Annotated in this window: 12 protein-coding genes and 2 other RNA genes; 4 read left to right on the forward strand and 10 right to left on the reverse strand. The window is 53.5% G+C overall.

The window, feature by feature from the left end:
- Positions 1–250 precede the first annotated feature (250 nt).
- The 10 genes from J1781_RS15500 to J1781_RS15545 all read right to left on the reverse strand — a co-directional run bounded on the left by J1781_RS15500 (position 251) and on the right by J1781_RS15545 (position 13243).
- Complete coding sequence (locus J1781_RS15500; RefSeq protein WP_217219806.1) at positions 251–1723, reverse strand: pyridoxal phosphate-dependent decarboxylase family protein; 1473 nt, start codon at positions 1721–1723, stop codon at positions 251–253.
- A gap of 18 nt (positions 1724–1741) precedes the next feature.
- The gene (locus J1781_RS15505) at positions 1742–3127 is read right to left on the reverse strand and encodes a diaminobutyrate--2-oxoglutarate transaminase (protein ID WP_217233845.1); all 1386 of its coding nucleotides are present in this window, start codon (positions 3125–3127) and stop codon (positions 1742–1744) included.
- Positions 3128–3884: 757 nt separating this feature from the next.
- Positions 3885–4235: a hypothetical protein gene (locus J1781_RS15510; protein ID WP_217233846.1), complete on the reverse strand. Its 351-nt coding sequence runs from the start codon at positions 4233–4235 to the stop codon at positions 3885–3887.
- Between the two features lie 153 nt (positions 4236–4388).
- A complete protein-coding gene (blaRAHN, locus tag J1781_RS15515) occupies positions 4389–5276 on the reverse strand; it encodes an RAHN family extended-spectrum class A beta-lactamase (RefSeq protein WP_217138848.1) in 888 nt (295 codons plus the stop codon).
- A gap of 112 nt (positions 5277–5388) precedes the next feature.
- Positions 5389–7053, reverse strand: a complete 1665-nt coding sequence (locus J1781_RS15520) for a methyl-accepting chemotaxis protein (protein ID WP_217233847.1) — start codon at positions 7051–7053, stop codon at positions 5389–5391.
- Positions 7054–7262: 209 nt separating this feature from the next.
- On the reverse strand, positions 7263–8849 hold the full coding sequence (locus J1781_RS15525; RefSeq protein ID WP_217158790.1) for an ABC transporter ATP-binding protein: 1587 nt from the start codon (positions 8847–8849) through the stop codon (positions 7263–7265).
- Complete coding sequence (locus tag J1781_RS15530) at positions 8846–9661, reverse strand: ABC transporter permease (RefSeq protein WP_129953675.1); 816 nt, start codon at positions 9659–9661, stop codon at positions 8846–8848. The genes J1781_RS15525 and J1781_RS15530 overlap by 4 nt, the downstream gene beginning before the upstream one ends.
- Before the next feature lie 18 nt (positions 9662–9679).
- Complete coding sequence (locus J1781_RS15535; RefSeq protein WP_129953752.1) at positions 9680–10618, reverse strand: ABC transporter permease; 939 nt, start codon at positions 10616–10618, stop codon at positions 9680–9682.
- A 94-nt stretch (positions 10619–10712) separates the two neighbouring features.
- Complete coding sequence (locus J1781_RS15540; protein WP_217233868.1) at positions 10713–12254, reverse strand: ABC transporter substrate-binding protein; 1542 nt, start codon at positions 12252–12254, stop codon at positions 10713–10715.
- Between the two features lie 86 nt (positions 12255–12340).
- Complete coding sequence (locus J1781_RS15545) at positions 12341–13243, reverse strand: homocysteine S-methyltransferase family protein (protein ID WP_129953677.1); 903 nt, start codon at positions 13241–13243, stop codon at positions 12341–12343.
- A gap of 523 nt (positions 13244–13766) precedes the next feature.
- Here J1781_RS15545 and J1781_RS15550 point away from each other — a divergent pair.
- The 4 genes from J1781_RS15550 to J1781_RS15565 all read left to right on the forward strand — a co-directional run bounded on the left by J1781_RS15550 (position 13767) and on the right by J1781_RS15565 (position 18286).
- Positions 13767–13849, forward strand: a non-coding RNA gene (locus J1781_RS15550) — RtT sRNA.
- A 388-nt stretch (positions 13850–14237) separates the two neighbouring features.
- Positions 14238–16463, forward strand: a complete 2226-nt coding sequence (fhuE, locus tag J1781_RS15555) for a ferric-rhodotorulic acid/ferric-coprogen receptor FhuE (protein ID WP_217233848.1) — start codon at positions 14238–14240, stop codon at positions 16461–16463.
- A 417-nt stretch (positions 16464–16880) separates the two neighbouring features.
- Positions 16881–16963: non-coding RNA, RtT sRNA (locus tag J1781_RS15560), on the forward strand.
- Between the two features lie 285 nt (positions 16964–17248).
- Positions 17249–18286 (forward strand): dipeptidase, encoded by a 1038-nt coding sequence (locus tag J1781_RS15565; RefSeq protein ID WP_217233849.1) that lies wholly within the window; start codon positions 17249–17251, stop codon positions 18284–18286.
- Positions 18287–18320: the final 34 nt, after the last annotated feature.

Raw genomic sequence — 18320 nt, forward strand, 5'->3', positions numbered from 1 at the left:
TGCTCTTTGTGGCTCTTTTTTGACGATGACTTGAATTACAGGCGGGTCTGGGATTACTCTTAGATCAGCTGACGAAAGAGCAGCAGACCATAAGCACCATACCCTTAAATAGCCCACCCATGCGGTGGGTTCTTTTTTGCCTGTCATTCCGCATTAAGAATTATCTTAGTCCCGACATCTGTCAGACGTAAAAAAACCGGCGACACTTTCATATCACCGGTTTTTGCTGCGGGTTAACGCAAAATGAACCTTATGCGTTCAGTATGTCCTGTGCGGTTTTCTCAACCAGCGCCAGCAGCACTTTCACATCTTCCAGCGTGACCGTCGGGTTCAGCAAAGTCAGTTTCAGGCAGGTGACGCCGTTATGCTCGGTTACCCCCACGTTCGCACGGCCGGATTCCAGCAACGCATCCCCGATTTTCTGGTTCAGCAATGCGATTGCCGCATCGCTGCTGCCCGCAAGTGTCTGCGGACGATAACGGAACAGAACGCTCGCAAGCTGTGGCTTCATCACCAGTTCCAGCGCAGCTTCAGACGTCACGTATTGCGCGACTTCCTGCGCCAGCGACACACCGTGATCGATGATCGCAGCGTACTGCTTCTGCCCTAATGCTTCGAGCCCCATCCACAGTTTCAGCGCATCGAAGCGACGGGTGGTTTGCAGAGATTTGGATACCAGATTCGGTACACCAGCTGCTTCGTCAAATTCAGAATTCAGGTAAGCCGCCTGATATCGCATCAGCTCATAATGACGCTCTTCTTTAAGCAGGAATGCACCACAACTGATGGTCTGGAAGAACTGCTTGTGGAAGTCCAGCGTGATGGAATCCACCAACTCGATGCCGTCCAGATAGTCGCGGTATTTTTCGGACAGCAATAACGCACCGCCCCATGCCGCATCCACATGCACCCAAATCTGATGCGCTGCCGCCAGTTCAGCAATAGCACGCAGCGGGTCGATAGCACCCGCGTCAGTGGTCCCGGCGGTTGCCACAATGGCCAGGATCTGATCGCCATTAGCTTGTGCCTGTACCACTTTTTCGCGCAAATCGTTGAGATCCATACGGGCAAACTCATCGGTTTTCACCAGCGTAACGCACTGATAGCCCAGACCGAGCAATGCCATGTTCTTCTGCACGGAGAAATGCGCGTTTTCAGAACATAACACTTTAATTTTACGCAGATTGCCCACCAGGCCATCCTGCTGAATGGAATGCCCCTGACGTGCAAAGAAGGCGTCACGTGCCAGCATCAGGCCCATCAGATTGCTCTGAGTACCGCCGCTGGTGAACACACCTGCGTCGCCAGCCTGATAGCCCACCTGCGTACGCAGCCATTCGATCAGCTTCATCTCAATGATGGTCGCTGACGGGCTTTGATCCCACGAGTCCATGCTCTGGTTGGTGGCGTTGATCAGCACTTCCGCAGCCTGGCTGACCACCAGACTCGGGCAATGCAGATGCGCAACACATTGCGGATGATGCACAGACAAACTGTCTTTCAAAAAATACTCAATCGCACGTTCAATCGCGGCCTGATTACCCAGACCGTTTGGATTGAAGTCCAGCTTGATACGTTCACGCAGCTCAGCAACGGTTTTGCCCTGATACATTTCAGGTTGTTGCAGCCACTGCACAACCGCTTCACTGCTCTGTGCAATGGCTTGCTGGTAGGCTTCAGTGCTTTGCGCTGAGCCTGCCAGAATCGGGTTTAACTCGGACATCAGGATCTCTTACTCCGCTCAGGCAGGTTTGACGCCAGCCGCTAACAGCGCCTGCTCAAACTTGTCGAGGAAAATACCCAGCTCATCGTTAGTGATCAGCAGGGAAGGCAACAGGCGCAGCACGCAACCATTACGGCCGCCGCGTTCGAGGATCAGACCAGCTTCGAAACATTTTTTCTGCAACAATGCAGACAATTCGCCGTCAGCCGGGTAGCAACCCATATGATCCTGCGCTTCGTTCGGTTTTACGATCTCGATACCGATCATCAGACCCAGACCACGCACGTGACCGATTACCGGGTAACGTTTCTGCATGTCAGCCAGTTTGCCTTTCAGCCACTCGCCCTGTGCAGCCACTTTCTCGGCAATTTTTTCTTCTTTCAGGATTTTCAGCGTGGTCAGGCCGGTCGCCATCGCCAGCTGGTTGCCGCGGAAGGTCCCGGTGTGGTGACCCGGCGCCCAGGCGTCGAACTCTTTTTTGATACCCAGAACAGCCAGTGGCAGACCACCGCCCACCGCTTTAGACATCACAATGATGTCCGGCTCAATACCTGCGTGTTCGAAGGCGAACTGTTTGCCGGTACGGCAGAAACCCGCCTGTACTTCATCGAGGATCAGCAGAATGCCGTGTTCCTGAGTCACTTTACGGATGCGCTGCAACCACTCAGCCGGAGCCGGGTTCACGCCGCCTTCGCCCTGAACGGCTTCCAGGATCACAGCAGCAGGTTTGCGCACGCCGCTTTCCACGTCGTTGATCAGGTTTTCGAAGTAGTAAGTTAATGCTTTAACGCCAGCGTCACCGCCAATGCCCAGCGGGCAGCGGTACTGATGCGGATAAGGCATAAACTGCACTTCCGGCATCATGCCGTTAACCGCTTCTTTCGGAGACAGGTTACCGGTCACCGCCAGCGTGGCGTGCGTCATGCCGTGGTAGCCGCCCGAGAAACTGATAATGCCGCTACGGCCGGTGACTTTTTTAGCCAGTTTCATGGCAGCTTCAACCGCGTCCGCGCCTGAAGGACCGGTGAACTGCAGGCAATACGCTTTGCCCTGTTGTGGCAATAAAGAAAGCAGGTATTCAGAGAACTGATCTTTCAACGGGGTTGTCAGATCCAGTGTATGTAACGGCAAGCCGCTGGTAATGACATTTTGGATGCTTTGCAGCACGTCCGGATGATTATGTCCAAGAGCAAGCGTCCCCGCGCCAGCCAGGCAATCAAGATATTGATTATTCTCAACATCAGTGATCCAAACGCCATTGGCCTTCGCAATTGCCAGAGGCAATTTACGTGGATAGCTCCGAACATTCGATTCAAATTCAGCTTGTCTCGCCAAATAGGTTTCATTGTTTCCGTTTAATGAATTCGCACCTAAACTGTCAATACGGACTTTATCCGTCATCATATCTCTCCTACAACCGTGGGTTATTAGAACGCCACAATTGAATAAATTTGATTAAAAAAATTACCAGCGTGTGAAAAACGCGGCCAATATATGGCTTTTTTGCCCCCACCTCAATAATTTATTTTGTATAGATTTGTTTATTCTTTCCTATATGAATCAATATGTTGCTGATTTAATGAACGATCATGCTGACTTAACTGAGTTACACGGTCATTAATAAAGCACTAAAAAGCCCCTCCGGCTTGCTAAACCCCCCGTAAACACGCGACAGGACAGCCTTAAAATCGGGCAGTGTTGTTGCACCGGCAGACCCGCTTAACATGATGTCGCTGCACAGATAGCGACGCGTGAACAGTCTTTCAGGAAAGTTGTTTAATTATAGCGCGCAGGCGGTGATATGAGTGATGACATTAAAGCATCAGGGAGTAAATGGCTGAATAGCCGCCAGATATAAATTTTGAAATATATTACAGCGGCATAGAGTCCGGTTATTACAAAAATAATACTGAATTAGGTTTCACGCGTATATAAACAATACGCCCTGATCTTTACCTCATTATTCAGATTATTAAGTCAAACATTATGGTAAAGCTTATCCAGCGCGACACCCTCATGGAACGTTGGCGACAATGGATAATCCCAAGATCTCATGATTTCAGGATTATGGGATTCTTAAAAACGACGTGTCAGAAGAAAATGTCTGGTCAAGGTGACTAACGGGAAAAACGGGCGTTAAACCGTCCCTGAGCCGTCAGGCTCAGTTGCGCTCAGGATCGCCTGCCTGCTCACGTTTTTGTCTTGCCGCCTCGCGGGCTTCAGCGTCGCGTTTCTCATGGGTAGCGATGGCTTCGTTCTGAATACGGGTTGTGGTGTCTTCCTGCTCTTTGATCTGTCGCTGTATCTGCTCATGATATTCATTGGCAGACTTCTGGCTGTCCTCGCGCCATTGACGCTCAGACTGTAACATCTGTTCATGCTGCTGCCGGTTTTTCTCAGCGAATTGATCTTGCAGTTGTTGTCTGCCTTGTTGGTCGGCAACGGCGGCAAAGCTGAAAAGTAATGCAGAAGTACAGGTGATACGGATCAAACGGGATAAAGAACCTGCCATGGATAAACTCCCTTTCCAAAAGTGTTTAAAATTCTTATAAAAACATCCGATTACAGGGAAAGAGTATAAAGCAGGGCGGCAGGCAGAAAGAGGAAGTGTCTTAAAAGTCTGAAAACGGCGAAAGTCCCCTTCCGCCGTCTGATGCTTACGTCATCAATACCCCTGCGTAACAATTTTTGCTGCGGAAGCCAGCACATCGCGACGGGATTTCGCATTTTTCTCCGGCTGCGTAAAATAGGTAATCAGGATCAGCGGAGCCTTATTTTCCGGCCAGATCACCGCAATATCATTCGTTGTCCCGTAATCGCCGCTGCCAGTTTTATCGCCAACCACCCAGGTCGCAGGCAGCCCCGCGCGGATACTCATCGCGCCGGTGGTGTTGCCTTTCATCCATTCCACCAGTTGCGCACGTTGCGGTTCAGCCAGTGCGCTGCCCAGCGCGACGTGTTGCAGACTCAGCGCCATCGCTCGCGGTGATGTGGTGTCGCGGTCATCGCCCGGAATGGCGGTGTTCAGTGTCGGTTCGGTGCGGTCCAGACGGAACGTTTTATCGCCGAGCGTGCGGGCATATTCCGTGACTTTCTGCGGCCCGCCAAGCTGCCCGATCAGTTTATTCATGGCGGTATTATCGCTGTACTGCAAGGCGGCGGCAGCCAGTTCGCCGATCGTCATCCCCGTACCGAGGTGCTTTTCGGTGATCGGGTTGTAATTTACCAGATCAGATTTTTTGATGCTGACGTGCCGGTTCAGCAGTTCCGTTTGCGTTTCACTTTGTTTAAGAATGGCTGACGCGGCCATGAACTTACTGGTGCTGCACATCGCAAAACGTTCATCGGCGCGGTAAGCAATCTGGGAGTTGTCTTCGGTATTAATCAGCATCACGCCAAGACGGCCACCGCTGTCTTTTTCCAGCGCGGCAAGCTGCTGCTGCACTGACGTCATTTTTGTAGCCGTTTGCGCCCAGGATGCCGCGCTGAATGCGAGCATTGGCACCACAGCCGCCGCCATCAGGACGGTTTTACGCAGGGTATTTTTCATCATCAAAGCCTTCTCCTTTATATTGGCGAAGGGATTATGGCAAAAGCAGGGGCAGAAAGTAAAAAACCCGACACGAATGTCGGGTTTTGAGCAGAAAAAAGCCGTGATATCACGCTTAAAACGTTTCCCAGTTTCCTTCCTCAACGCCGGGGATCGTCTGTCGGTTTGACAGAAACGCCGGTGTTTTCGTCTGAGAGGCTTTGCGCACCGCTGCTGTCGCCGAACCCGCGCTGACTTTGAAAATGCTGATGGCCTGCGACAAACGCTCAGCCTGCTCGTTGAGCGAATGCGCCGCCGAAGAGGCTTCCTGAACTAACGCGGCGTTCTGCTGAGTTACTTCATCCATCTGGTTGATGGCTTTGTTAATCTCTTCAATCCCGGTGCTTTGTTCGTTACTGGCAATGGCAATTTCGCCGACGATGTCTGTCACATTTTTTACGCTGGACACCACTTCCGCCATGGTGGCACCGGCTTTGGCGACCAGCTGCGTGCCGTTATCCACCTTCGCCACAGAATCATCGATCAGCACTTTGATCTCTTTGGCGGCACTGGCAGAGCGTTGCGCCAGATTGCGCACTTCGGAAGCCACCACGGCAAAACCACGCCCCTGCTCACCGGCACGCGCCGCTTCAACAGCAGCGTTCAACGCCAGAATGTTAGTCTGGAAAGCAATACCGTCAATCACTGCAATGATATCGACGATTTTGCGCGAGGAGATATTGATACCTTCCATCGTGTTCACGACTTCACCGACCACTACACCGCCCTGCACCGCCACGCGGGAAGCCTGCGCCGCCAGCTGATTAGCCTGACGCGCATTATCGGCATTCTGTTTCACCGTGGCTGTCATCTGTTCCATAGCGGATGCGGTTTCTTCCAGTGAACTGGCTTGCTGCTCGGTACGGGAAGACAAATCCAGGTTTCCGGCAGCAATTTCACCGGATGCGCTGGTGATGGCATTCGTGCCTGCACGCACTTCGGTCACGATCCTCAGCAGATTTTCATTCATGTTTTTCAGCCCCTGCATGAGCTGCCCGGTTTCATCCTGGGAAGTTACCTGGATTTGCGTGGTCAGATCGCCGGCCGCTACGTTTTCTGCCACTTTCACCGCAGTATGCAGCGGACGGGTGATTGAGCGGGTCAGGAAATAACCCAGCGCGGCTGCCATTAAAATGGCCAACACAGAGAAAATCAGCGTCAGCTGAATGGCGGTGGCACCATCGGCCAGCGCTGTTTTACCTTCGGCCTGTAATTGCTGATCCTGAGAGTTAGCAAACGCGGTCGCCAGGTCCAGATACGCATTTTGCGAAATGGTCAGTTTACGCAGAACAAACTCGGTCGCCCCCTCCATATCACCGGCACGGGCTAAGGCAATCAGTTGCTCTTTGGCGGTTTCGAATGTTTGCCCCGCCTCCTGCAACGCTTTGATTTTTTGCTTGCCGGTCATGGTCGTCTGAATAGCGGCGATTTTGTCCATTGCGACATTGGTTTGTTTAACCGTGTCATCCAGCTGTACATAACGCTTCTTATTCTGCTCAGGATTTTTAGTATCAATGACGATGCCGCGCAGATATTTAATCTGGTCATTTACGCCGTCGCGGACGTCAAATGCCAGCCGGACTTTGACGTAACGGTCACTGACTATTTGGTCAATACTGCTATTGATGTTGCTTATTTTGGTAATGGCGATAGCGCTGACAATCACTAAAAGCAAAATGATAAGGCCGAATGCTGTCCCTAAACGGGCGCCGACACGCATACTGTTGATCAGTTTACACATTTTATTTCCCTTATTTCCTGGCCATTAAAAATTAATACAATGAAAAATAATTCAAAATATTGATTACATAGCGGAACTACTTTCTAATAATCTAATTAATTCTTAAAGGTTATCGGTATAAATAAGGGAATCTTTAGTGATGTGAATATTGGGAAGTGTAAAGAGGGATAAATGCTTTTGCTCCTCCCCTCTGCAGGAGAGGAGCATTATCAGGCAAACATTTCCTCAAGCCAGCCAACCCGCATTTCAGGCACGGATCGCAGCAACTCGCGGGTGTAATCATCCAGCGGTTCGGCCAGTGCGGAGGTGACCGGTCCCTGACGCACAATCACACCCTGTCTGAGCACCGCGACTTCATCGGCGATTTCGCGCACTACCTGCAAATCGTGGGTAATAAACAGGTAAGAAATGGCGGTGTCCTGCTGGATCTGGCGCAGTAATGCCAGCACATCGCGGGCAACTAACGGGTCGAGCGCCGAGGTTGGTTCATCGCAAACGATAACTTTTGGCTCCGCTGCCAGCGCCCGCGCAATACACACGCGCTGTTTTTGCCCGCCGGAAAGTGCGGCAGGAAAACGCGCCGCCAGTTCGGCATGTAATCCGACCTGCGCCAGCAGTTCACTCACCCTGGCCTCGCGCTGGCTGCGGTTCAGGGTCGTAAAGCAGGCCAGTGCACGGGAAATCTGACTGCCAATGCGCTCTTTCGGATTCAGCGCCGTGTCGGGGATCTGATGGATCAGTTGTATATCGCGCAACTGAACGCGGCTGCGCTGGTGCAAACTGGCGGGCAATACTTGCTGATTCAGACTGACTTCTCCGCTTTCCTGGGTAAGCAGCCCGCAAATCACTTTACCGAGCGTCGATTTCCCCGAACCGGATTCACCGATCACCGCCAGCGTGCGCCCGCGCGGCAAACTCAGCGAAACATTTTGCAGTACCGGCTGTGCATGATAGCGAGCACTGATGTTACTGATATCCAGTGCTGCTGGTGCATGACCCGTTTGCGGCGTTTTGTTCCCACCCTGCGCATGCAGCAAACGGCGGGTGTAAACCTGTTGTGGCTGGCTCAGCAATTGTGCCGTTCCCGCCTGTTCAACTGTTTTACCGTGCTGCAACACCATAATGTGATCGCTTATCTGCGCCACCACCGCCAGATCATGACTGATGTAAATCGCCGCGACGCCGGAAAAACGGATCACATCACTGATAGCTTTCAGCACGCCGAGCTGGGTGGTGACATCCAGTGCGGTGGTCGGCTCATCGAAAATCAACAACTCAGGCCCGGCGCACAGCGCCATGGCAATCATCGCGCGCTGTAACTGACCGCCGGAAACCTGATGCGGATAACGCTGATAAAACGCCTGTGGATCCGGCAGACCAAGCTGTTCAAACAGAGCAATGGCTTTGGCCTGCGCCTGACGGCGGGGATACACATTGTGTTTCAGCGCTGCCTCAATGACCTGCTCGCCGAGGGTGATCGCCGGATTAAACGCCGCTCCGGCAGACTGCGCGACATAAGCAATCTTTCTGCCGCGCACCTGACGCAACTGGCGCTCAGAAAGCGAAGTCAGTTCCTGTCCGCTGAACGCAATTTTGCCGGACCGGATGCGCATCCCCTGCCGGCAATGCCCGAGAATAGCCAGTCCGATGGTGGATTTGCCTGCGCCCGATTCGCCGATCAGACCCAGCACTTCACCGCGCTTCACAGTGAAAGAGACATCATCCACCAGCGTGCGCGAATTTTTACCCTGCGACACCACGCACAGGTTTTCGATACTCAGTACGTGCTCATTCATGCTTTTTTCCCCCACACACGACGCTCACCGCTTATCAGCCAGTCCGCCACGGCGTTGACTGCCAGCGCCAGTACCGCGATTGCGCCCCCCGGCACCAGTGCCGCCCAGACGCCAAACAAAATGCCGTCTTTGTTATCGCGCGCCAGTCCGCCCCAGTCAGCGGTCGGAGGCTGAATACCCAGCCCGAGGAATGACAGCGCAGAGAGAAACAGCAGAATAAAAATAAAACGCAGGCCGAATTCGGCGATCAGCGTCTGGAGCGCATTGGGTAAAATCACATGCAGGAGGATCCAGCCGAGACTTTCACCGCGCAACCGCGCCACATCAACAAATTCCATTACGCCGATATCCACTGCAAGGGATCGGGCCACGCGCAGCACACGGGTTGATTCCAGCAGGCCAAGCACCAGCGTCAGCACCAGAATGGTTTTCGGCAAAACAGCCAGCACGATCAGCGCCAGGATCAGCGTCGGAATAGCCATCACAATATCGTTGCAGCGGGAAATCACCTGATCCAGCCAGCCGCCGCGCAGTCCGGCAATAAACCCGAACGTACAACCGACGATAAACGCCACCAGTGCCGCCAGTGCGGTCACACCAAGGGAAACCCGTGTGCCCCAGATCAGGCGGGAAAGCAGATCACGGCCGAGATTATCGGTGCCCAGAATGGAACCGGGCCCCGGTAAATCCCACGACATGCCGATCGTCTGATCCGGCGTGTGCGGGGCCAGCCACGGGGCAAAAATGGCGATAAGGATAAACAGGCTTAGCACCAGCAGGCCCAGTATCGAAGCAGGTTTTAATGCAGGCATTACAGCAATTCCTAAGATTCAGCGGTTATGGCGTAAACGCGGATTAGCGACCAGCGCCATTACATCCGCCAGCAAATTCAGCAGGATATAAATACCTGCCAGCAGCAACGCGCAATCCTGCATCACCGGAATATCGCGTTTGCTGATGCTGTCGACCATGTACTGCCCGAGTCCCGGATAAACAAATACGTTCTCGACAATCACCACACCGACCATCAGATAGGCCAGATTGATCGCCACGACATTGATGATCGGCCCCACCGCATTGGGCAATACGTGACGCCATAAAATGCGCGACGGTGACAGCCCTTTGAGCAACGCGGTATCCACATACGCCGAACTTTGCGCGGCTATCAGCGCAGCGCGGGTCATGTTGCTCATATGACCGAGGATCGCCAGTACCAGTGTGGCGCACGGCAGGGAAATGGCGGAGAGTTTGGCCGCCAGCGGCATATCCGCAGTGATACTGCTGTTGCTCGGTGCCCACGCCAGCGTGATGGCAAATATCAGAATCAGCAAATAACCGGAGAAAAATTCCGGCAGGGCCACCGTGGCGCGGGTGATGACGTTGAGCAGTGTATCAATGATACTGCCCTGATAACGCACAGAAATAAACCCGATCAGCAGCGCCAGCGGAACCGCAATCGCGGCGGTACATCCGGCCAGAAACAGTGTATTCCCCAGGCGGGTAAACAACGGACCGCTGATGGCTTCGCGACTCGAAAAACTGGTGCCGAAATCGCCGTGCAGCACACCCGCCAGCCAGCTCAGATAACGGCTGACCGCCGGTTTATCCAGCCCCAGTTGAAAATTCAGTTCGCGGATAGCATCGGGCGTGGCGCTCTGACCGAGGATCGCCGTCGCCGCATTGCCCGGCAGCAGTTGTACACCGGCAAAAATCAGCACGGAAACGGCCAGCACTACCAGCACGCCATAGAACAGCCGCACCAGTACCATGCTCAGCAAGCCGGAACGGTGTTGCGAAAAACGGCCCGCAGGCCGCTGTGTCACTTTCTGTTGTGCAGATAAGTCAGACATATTTTTACCCGGTTCAGCCTTCAATCCAGACTTTCTCTGCCGCACGGTTACCGCTGAGCGGCATTCCCGGAACGGATGTAAACCCTTTGATTTTGGCGGAACAACCGTCGAGCGCATCGGCGTACAGCGGGATGATCTCGCTTCCCTGATCAACCAGCATCACCTGAATGTCATGGTAAATCTGCCTGCGGCGCGCTTCGTCCGGTTCACCGCGTGCGGCTTTGACCATCGCATCGAAAGCCGGTACGTGCCACGCCGATTCATTCCAGGAAGACTGACTGGTGAACACCAGAGAGAGCAGCGCGTCGGCGGTCGGACGGTTCGCCCAGTTCGACGACACAAAGGCTTTTTTCTGCCAGATATCATTCCAGAACGCATCGTCCGGCACGCGCACCACATTCAGGTTAATGCCCGCTTTGGCGGCGGATTGCTGATAAAGCTGACCGGCATCGACCGCGCCGGGGAAACCGGCATCGGCGACATTCAGCGTCAGAGGGCCGCTGAAACCGGATTTCTTCCAGTGGAACTGCGCTTTTTCTGGGTCGTACGGACGCTGCGGAATATCTTTCGCAAAGTATCGGTTCGACGGGAAAATCGGGTTGTCGTTCGCCACGCTGGCGTAACCGCCGAGCACGGTGTCGATAATTTTCTGACGATCGATGGCGTATTTGAGCGCCAGACGGCCTTCAACATTATCGAACGGCGCCAGATTTGACAGCCCGGGGAAGGTGTAAATCATGCTGTCTTTCGCCCGTACCAGTTTCAGGTTCGGCATACGTTCGATGCGGCTGACAATGCGCGGATTCACGCGGTTAATCAGCTGTGCCGAACCACTGACCAGTGCGGCCACACGGGCTGTTGAATCGTTCATCGCCAGCGTTTCGACAGAATCAACATGCCCGCGTTCGCTGTTCCAGTAGTTCGGATTACGTTTGGTCAGCGTGGACACACCCGGCTGGAATTTTTCAAGGATAAATGCGCCGGTGCCGATGCCTTTATCAAAGTTTTCATTTTCAGCAGTAATGGCGAAATGCACGGCGCTCAGCAGCCAGACGAATTCGACGTCCGGTGCGGTGAGCTTAACAGTGACCTCATGGTCGCCGGTAGCTTCAATCGAACTGACGGTGTCCAGATAACCTTTCACCGGCGAGGTGGATTTCTCACCCCGGTGATGATTGAGGGAATACACCACATCTTTCGCGCCCAGCGAACGGCCATCATGGAACTGCACGCCCTGACGGATTTTCAGCACCCAGGTTTTGCTGCCATCGGTTGAGGCCCAGGCTTCAGCCAGTGACGGTGCCAGTCTGGCGTTTTCGTCGATTTCCACCAGATTGTTAAACATCTGCGAACCGACGAAATACATGTAAGTTTCGAACCAGAATGCCGGATCCAGACGGTCGGTGCTGGAGGCATTGTCCACGCCGACGACCAGATGGCCGCCTTTTTTCGGTTTTTCTGCCTCCGCAGCAAAGGCATTGCCCAGCCACAGTGAATGGGTAGCCGCAGCAACGGAAAGTGCGCCCGCACTTTTAATAAATGAACGACGATCAATCATGGTTTTCCCCTGTCTGCGAAGAATGCATCTTCAGCATTAATATGCGTTTTATTCTTTTTATGGATGTTATCTGGTGATGGATATTATCTGGCGAAGGCCTGTTTCAGCGCGGCAATATGTTCAGGCCCGATCCCGCAACAACCGCCGACCATGGTCGCACCCTGCGCCACCCAGTCTTTCGCGAAATCGAGATAACCGGCAGGATCAGTGTCCTGACGCATTTTGCTCAGCCCTTCATTGGCACCGCGTTTATTATCGGAAGGCTCGAATGCATTGGCATACACGCCGATATCAAGCTGAGATCCCTGTGCCGTCAGCGCCGCTCGTGCAGTTTTCACCGCAGTCGCCATCACTTCAGGACGGCTGCAATTGAACAGCACCGCCGCCGCAGAAACCCGCAGCGCCACACTGACCGCATCGACAACCGCTTCACCGGAGCGCAGCAGCGCATTACCCTGATCGTCGAGATTGTCCTGCAAGGTAAAAGACAGCCACAGCGGACGCGGGTCATCGCCCAGCACATCGCGCACGGCTTCGACTTCTGCAACAGAGCTTTGCGTTTCCGCCAGCCAGACATCAACGCTGTCCGTCAGGTTATCCACCAGCACTTGCAGTAATTTTTTGGCCGCCACTGGCTCGAACAGATCCGGGCGATAAGATCCGAGAACCGGAGGGAGCGAACCCGCAACCTGCACGGCAGCCCGTGCCGCATCCGCCGCCTCGCGAGCCAGCTTGCCGGAGAGCGCAATCAGTGCAGCGCCCTGCTCCGCAAAAACCTCTTCACCCACGTGGAACGGCACAACGGCGTAACTGTTGGTGGTAATGACCTGAGAACCGGCAGCAATAAAAGCATCGTGAGCAGCCCGAACAAATTCAGGAGCCTGCATCAGCGCCAGTGCAGACCATTCAGGCTGGCGAAAAGGGGCCCCCATGCGGGCCAGTTCGCGCCCCATGCCACCATCGAGGATTTTAATGTTACTGATCATCGTGCCACCGCCGTTGTATTTTTCTTAGCCGAATCAATCGTTAATCCGGCAGGTGGTGACACTTTACAAAACGAACGTTTAGATGTCTAGATTTCTTAATGGCTAAAAGGTGGGTTTTTCATTGCAAACTGGTCTCACTCGCGGTGAGGGCTGGATCGGGAATATTTCGGTTTCTCACTCGCCGTGATGGCTGGATCGAGAATATTTCGGTTTCTCAAGTGCTGCGGTCACATGACGCGCTGCGCCGAAACCGACCAGAGGGGAAAGGCTTTTCCCCTCTGAACTCCCCTCGCTTTTTCAATACGCGCTCCGCTCGCTGGCTATGTTTCAGGTATCTCCGCGACAGGCTGGAAATCTTGCCGCTGCGCGGTACCTTCTCTCGGTCCTGAAGCCTGAGGTCTTCAGGCCGCTCCGTTCAGCAAGCTTTCTGAATCGCCCCCACGATCTTAAATTCAACGGCATACTGTTTTTTATCTTTTAAAAAGGTTGACTGGCGTGCTCAAAATTCAGCTGAACGGAGCGGCTTCGAGACCTGTGGCTCGGGTCGAGCTCTGCGAGACAACGTCACGAAGTGACGGCCCGAAGGGCGAGGCCGCAGGCCGAGTAACACCGAGAGAAGGCAGTGCGAAGCACCTGGATTTGCGCCACTTACTATAGCCACGAAACACGTCCGTCGTGCCCGCGACAGCGCGCAGTGAAAGAGCCCGGGGGGTCTTGGGGGGTGGCGGCGATAGGCCGTCCCCCAAGTCGGTGTGGGCCGACGCCCACGGTCTTGACCTTAAAAGGCCTGTGTGGACGCCCCCCGTCTGTAATATTTATTTACAGCGATAAACCCAATGCGTATTATTCTCATTCGCTTTATTAACCATGACATTTTATCTTGTCCAGCCCTTGTCCGGGGGATTCTGGCGGCGTTTGTTCATGCAGATAAAGCCGTATTCATACAAAAATGCCGTGGCTTAAAAATAATAAAATAACCGTGTGGAGAATAGTTATGCCTGTTTTTTCAGGGAATTGCGCTGTCAGGAACAATAAGAAAAACATTGATAATAATTCCGGAAAGAAACGTTCACTTTCAGTGATCACATTGTTAATTTCGTCGTCATTGCATTCTGCGTATGCCGCAGACACCACCGTTAAGAAAACGGGTGACGATACTGTGGTGGTCACCGGGCAGAGTAACGCCGACAGCACCGCTGATACCGCCGCCACCGATTACAGTGTCCCGGTCACCACCGCAGGCACAAAAATGTCTCTGACAGCGCGCGATATTCCCCAGTCCGTCAGCATCATCAGCAAGCAGCGCATGGAAGATCAGCAGTTACAGTCTTTGGGTGACGTGCTGAGAAATACCACCGGCATTCAGGAAAGCGTTTCGGATCTTGACCGTCGTACTTATTACGCCCGTGGCTTTCTGATCGACAACTACATGGTCGATAACATTCCGACCACTTTCGATCCGCGCTGGGACCTGGGCGATTCACAGTCAGACACGGCAATTTACGACCGTATCGAAGTGGTGCGTGGTGCAACCGGCCTGATGACTGGCCCGGGCAACCCGTCGGCCTCCGTCAACCAGGTGCGTAAACACGCCGACAGCAAAGAATTCACCGGTAATGTTTCGGCTACTTACGGCAGCTGGAATAAACAGCGTTACGTGGCGGATTTAGCCACTCCGCTGAACGAATCCGGCAGTATACGTGGCCGTCTGATCACCGGTTATCAGGACAAAAACAGCTACGTTGAACGCTATGGCGCAACAAAAAAATTCGTCTATGCCACCGTTGATGCTGACCTGACTGATTCCACACTGCTTTCCGCAGGCTACGAATTCCAGCAAACCAACACCGACAGCCCGACCTGGGGCGGCATGCCACGCTGGTATCTGGACGGCAGCAAAACCGATTATCGTCGCGGGTTTAACTCAGCGCCGGACTGGGCTTACAGCAATAAAGAAACCACCAAGCTGTTCACCACCCTGAAACAGTCATTCGATAATGGCTGGCAGACCACGCTGAACGGCACCCGTACTGAATCCCATATCGACAGCAAAATGATGTATATCGACGGGACATTCGATAAAACAACCGGGGTAGGTGAATCCGCCTATGCCGGTTATCCGGTGGTCGCAGGAACCGGCTATAACACCGGTAAACGGAAAGTCGATGGTGTGGATGCCTTCGCCAGCGGCCCGTATGAACTGTTTGGCCGTCAGCATGAACTGATGACCGGTGTGAGCTACAGTAAACAGCAGAACACTTATTACAGTTCATTTGCCAATATCACCACCGAAGAACTGGGCAATTTTAACGATTTCAACGGACAGTTCCCCGAAACCGACTGGGCCCCGCGTGCTCTGGCAGAAGAAAATGTTATTCGTCAGAAATCAGCTTACGTGGCTACGCGCCTCTCGCTGGCCGACCCGCTGCACCTGATCGTTGGGGCGCGTTACACTAACTGGAATTCTCATACCCTGACCGACCAGATCGAGAAGAACAACATCACACCGTACGCGGGTCTGGTGTTTGACATCAACGATACGTGGTCCACATATGCCAGCTATACGTCAGTATTCCAGCCACAGACTTACCGTGATATTAACGGCGGCTACCTGTCACCGGTCATTGGTAAGAATTACGAAGCGGGGGTGAAAGCCGACTGGTTCAACAGCCGCCTGACGGCCTCTGTTTCCGTGTTCCGTGCAGAGCTGGACAACGTCGCGCAAAGTACCGGCCGTACAATCCCGGGCTCAACCGATACGGCTTACGAAGGTAAAAATGGCACTGTCAGTCGCGGCGTAGAATTTGAAGTGAACGGCGCCCTGACTGATAACTGGCAGATGACGTTCGGCGGCACCCGTTATATTGCAGAAGATGAAAACAGCGATGCAGTTAATCCTCAGTTGCCGCGCACCCAGCTGAAATTATTCTCCAGCTATCGTCTGCCGATGTTGCAGGATCTGACCGTCGGCGGTGGTGTGAACTGGCAGACACATGTCTGGGATACGGTTCCGGGGCCAAGCGGCAACGGTACGCGCTATGCGGAACAAGGCAGCTACGCGCTGGTTAATCTGTTCAGCCGTTATCAGGTCACCAAACAGCTGGCAGTGCAGGCTAACGTGAATAACCTGTTTGACAAAGAATATGACACCAGCGTGAATCAGTATGTGGTGTACGGGGAACCGAGAAATGTGTCGGTGACGGCGAGCTATAGTTTCTGATTTGCTGAGGCCGCAGCAATTGCGGCTTATCACTTGCAGTGAGGGCAGAACGGGTATATTTCGGTTTCTCACTCGCCGTGATGGCTGGATCGGGAATATTTCGGTTTCTCAAGTGCTGCGGTCACATGACGCGCTGCGCCGAAACCGACCAGAGGGGAAAGGCTTTTCCCCTCTGAACTCCCCTCGCTTTTTCAATACGCGCTCCGCTCGCTGGCTATGTTTCAGGTATCTCCGCGACAGGCTGGAAATCTTGCCGCTGCGCGGTACCTTCTCTCGGTCCTGAAGCCTGAGGTCTTCAGGCCGCTCCGTTCAGCAAGCTTTCTGAATCGCCCCCACGATCTTAAATTCAACGGCATACTGTTTTTTATCTTTTAAAAAGGTTGATTGGCGTGCTCAAAATTCAGCTGAACGGAGCGGCTTCGAGACCTGTGGCTCGGGTCGAGCTCTGCGAGACAACGTCACGAAGTGACGGCCCGAAGGGCGAGGCCGCAGGCCGAGTAACACCGAGAGAAGGCAGTGCGAAGCACCTGGATTTGCGCCACTCAATATTGCACCAGAACATGTCCGTCGTGCCTGCGACAGCGCGCAGTAAAAGAGCCCGGGGGTCTTGGGGGGTGGCGGCGATAGGCCGCCCCCCAAGTCGGTGTGGGCCGACGCCCACGGTCTTGACCTTGACCTGGAAATTGATTTTAAAATCGCCCCCTTTGCACCGATCCGTGCAAAAAAACCAAAACTTACATAATTCTCCATGTTTCAACATGACTTTATAAAGTACCATTAACATCATGAACACCATCCCCAATACTCCTGTCTTTGACGGTCATAACGACCTGTTACTTCGCCTGTGGCTGCATGACGCAGCAGATCCTGCTGCTTTGTTTCTTGATGGCTCCTTTGAGGGTCATCTCGATCTCAGGCGCTGTCGTCTGGGTGGCTTTGCAGGCGGATTATTCGCTGTTTTTGTACCACCTGCTTCGTATATGCCACAACTGAAGCCCAATTCCCCTGCAGAAACCTATGATGCTTACACCATTACGCAAGCGCAGATTTCGCTGCTGGAACGCCTTGAAACACAGTCCGCCGGGCGGGCAAAAATCTGCCGGACGGTCGGTGAAATTGAAGCGTGTATTGCGCAGAATGTGCTGGCGATGGTGATGCATATCGAAGGGGCGGAAGCACTCGGGGATGATTTCTCGCGGCTGGAGCGCTGGTATGAAAAAGGGCTGCGCAGCATCGGCCCGTTGTGGAATTTACCCAACCAGTTTGGTACCGGTGTAAAGGGTGATTTCCCCGGTTCGCCTGACACAGGAGATGGCCTGACGCCCGCCGGGCTTGGATTATTGCGTGAGTGTAACCGGAAAAAAATTCTGTTTGATGTCTCGCATATGAATGAAAAAGCCTTCTGGCAGACGGCGACATTCAGCGATGCCCCGCTGGTCGCGACCCACTCAAATGTGCACGCGCTGTGTCCGCAACCGCGTAATCTGACCGATAAACAACTGGCCGCAATTGCAGAAAGCGATGGCTTCGTTGGTGTTAATTTCGGCACTGCTTTTCTGCGGGCCGATGGAAAACGTAACGGCGATACCCCGGTAACCGAAATTGTTAAACATCTTGATAACCTTCTTGATAAACTGGGGGAAGAAAATGTCGGTTTTGGTTCGGATTTCGACGGTATCAATGTGCCGGATGCTCTCGGTGATGTTGCCGGAATGCCTTTGCTGCTTCAGGCGATGTCTGATGCGGGATACGGCAACGAATTGATCGAAAAAATCGCGTACCGCAACTGGCTGAAATTATTAAAACAGACCTGGGGTGAATAGTTTTTCATCCGGGGTTTTGCGTTAATCCCTGTGG

It is taken from the genome of Rahnella perminowiae, assembly GCF_019049695.1.
In the GTDB taxonomy this organism is placed as follows: Bacteria; Pseudomonadota; Gammaproteobacteria; order Enterobacterales; family Enterobacteriaceae; genus Rahnella; species Rahnella perminowiae.

What these genes read in the sequence shown, in the direction of transcription:
- J1781_RS15500 (WP_217219806.1), bottom strand. Translation starts at nt 1,723, where the DNA reads ATGTCCGAGTTAAACCCGATTCTGGCAGGCTCAGCGCAAAGCACTGAA.
- J1781_RS15505 (WP_217233845.1), bottom strand. Translation starts at nt 3,127, where the DNA reads ATGATGACGGATAAAGTCCGTATTGACAGTTTAGGTGCGAATTCATTA.
- J1781_RS15510 (WP_217233846.1), bottom strand. Translation starts at nt 4,235, where the DNA reads ATGGCAGGTTCTTTATCCCGTTTGATCCGTATCACCTGTACTTCTGCA.
- blaRAHN (WP_217138848.1), bottom strand. Translation starts at nt 5,276, where the DNA reads ATGATGAAAAATACCCTGCGTAAAACCGTCCTGATGGCGGCGGCTGTG.
- J1781_RS15520 (WP_217233847.1), bottom strand. Translation starts at nt 7,053, where the DNA reads ATGTGTAAACTGATCAACAGTATGCGTGTCGGCGCCCGTTTAGGGACA.
- J1781_RS15525 (WP_217158790.1), bottom strand. Translation starts at nt 8,849, where the DNA reads ATGAATGAGCACGTACTGAGTATCGAAAACCTGTGCGTGGTGTCGCAG.
- J1781_RS15530 (WP_129953675.1), bottom strand. Translation starts at nt 9,661, where the DNA reads ATGCCTGCATTAAAACCTGCTTCGATACTGGGCCTGCTGGTGCTAAGC.
- J1781_RS15535 (WP_129953752.1), bottom strand. Translation starts at nt 10,618, where the DNA reads ATGGTACTGGTGCGGCTGTTCTATGGCGTGCTGGTAGTGCTGGCCGTT.
- J1781_RS15545 (WP_129953677.1), bottom strand. Translation starts at nt 13,243, where the DNA reads ATGATCAGTAACATTAAAATCCTCGATGGTGGCATGGGGCGCGAACTG.
- fhuE (WP_217233848.1), top strand. Translation starts at nt 14,238, where the DNA reads ATGCCTGTTTTTTCAGGGAATTGCGCTGTCAGGAACAATAAGAAAAAC.
- J1781_RS15565 (WP_217233849.1), top strand. Translation starts at nt 17,249, where the DNA reads ATGAACACCATCCCCAATACTCCTGTCTTTGACGGTCATAACGACCTG.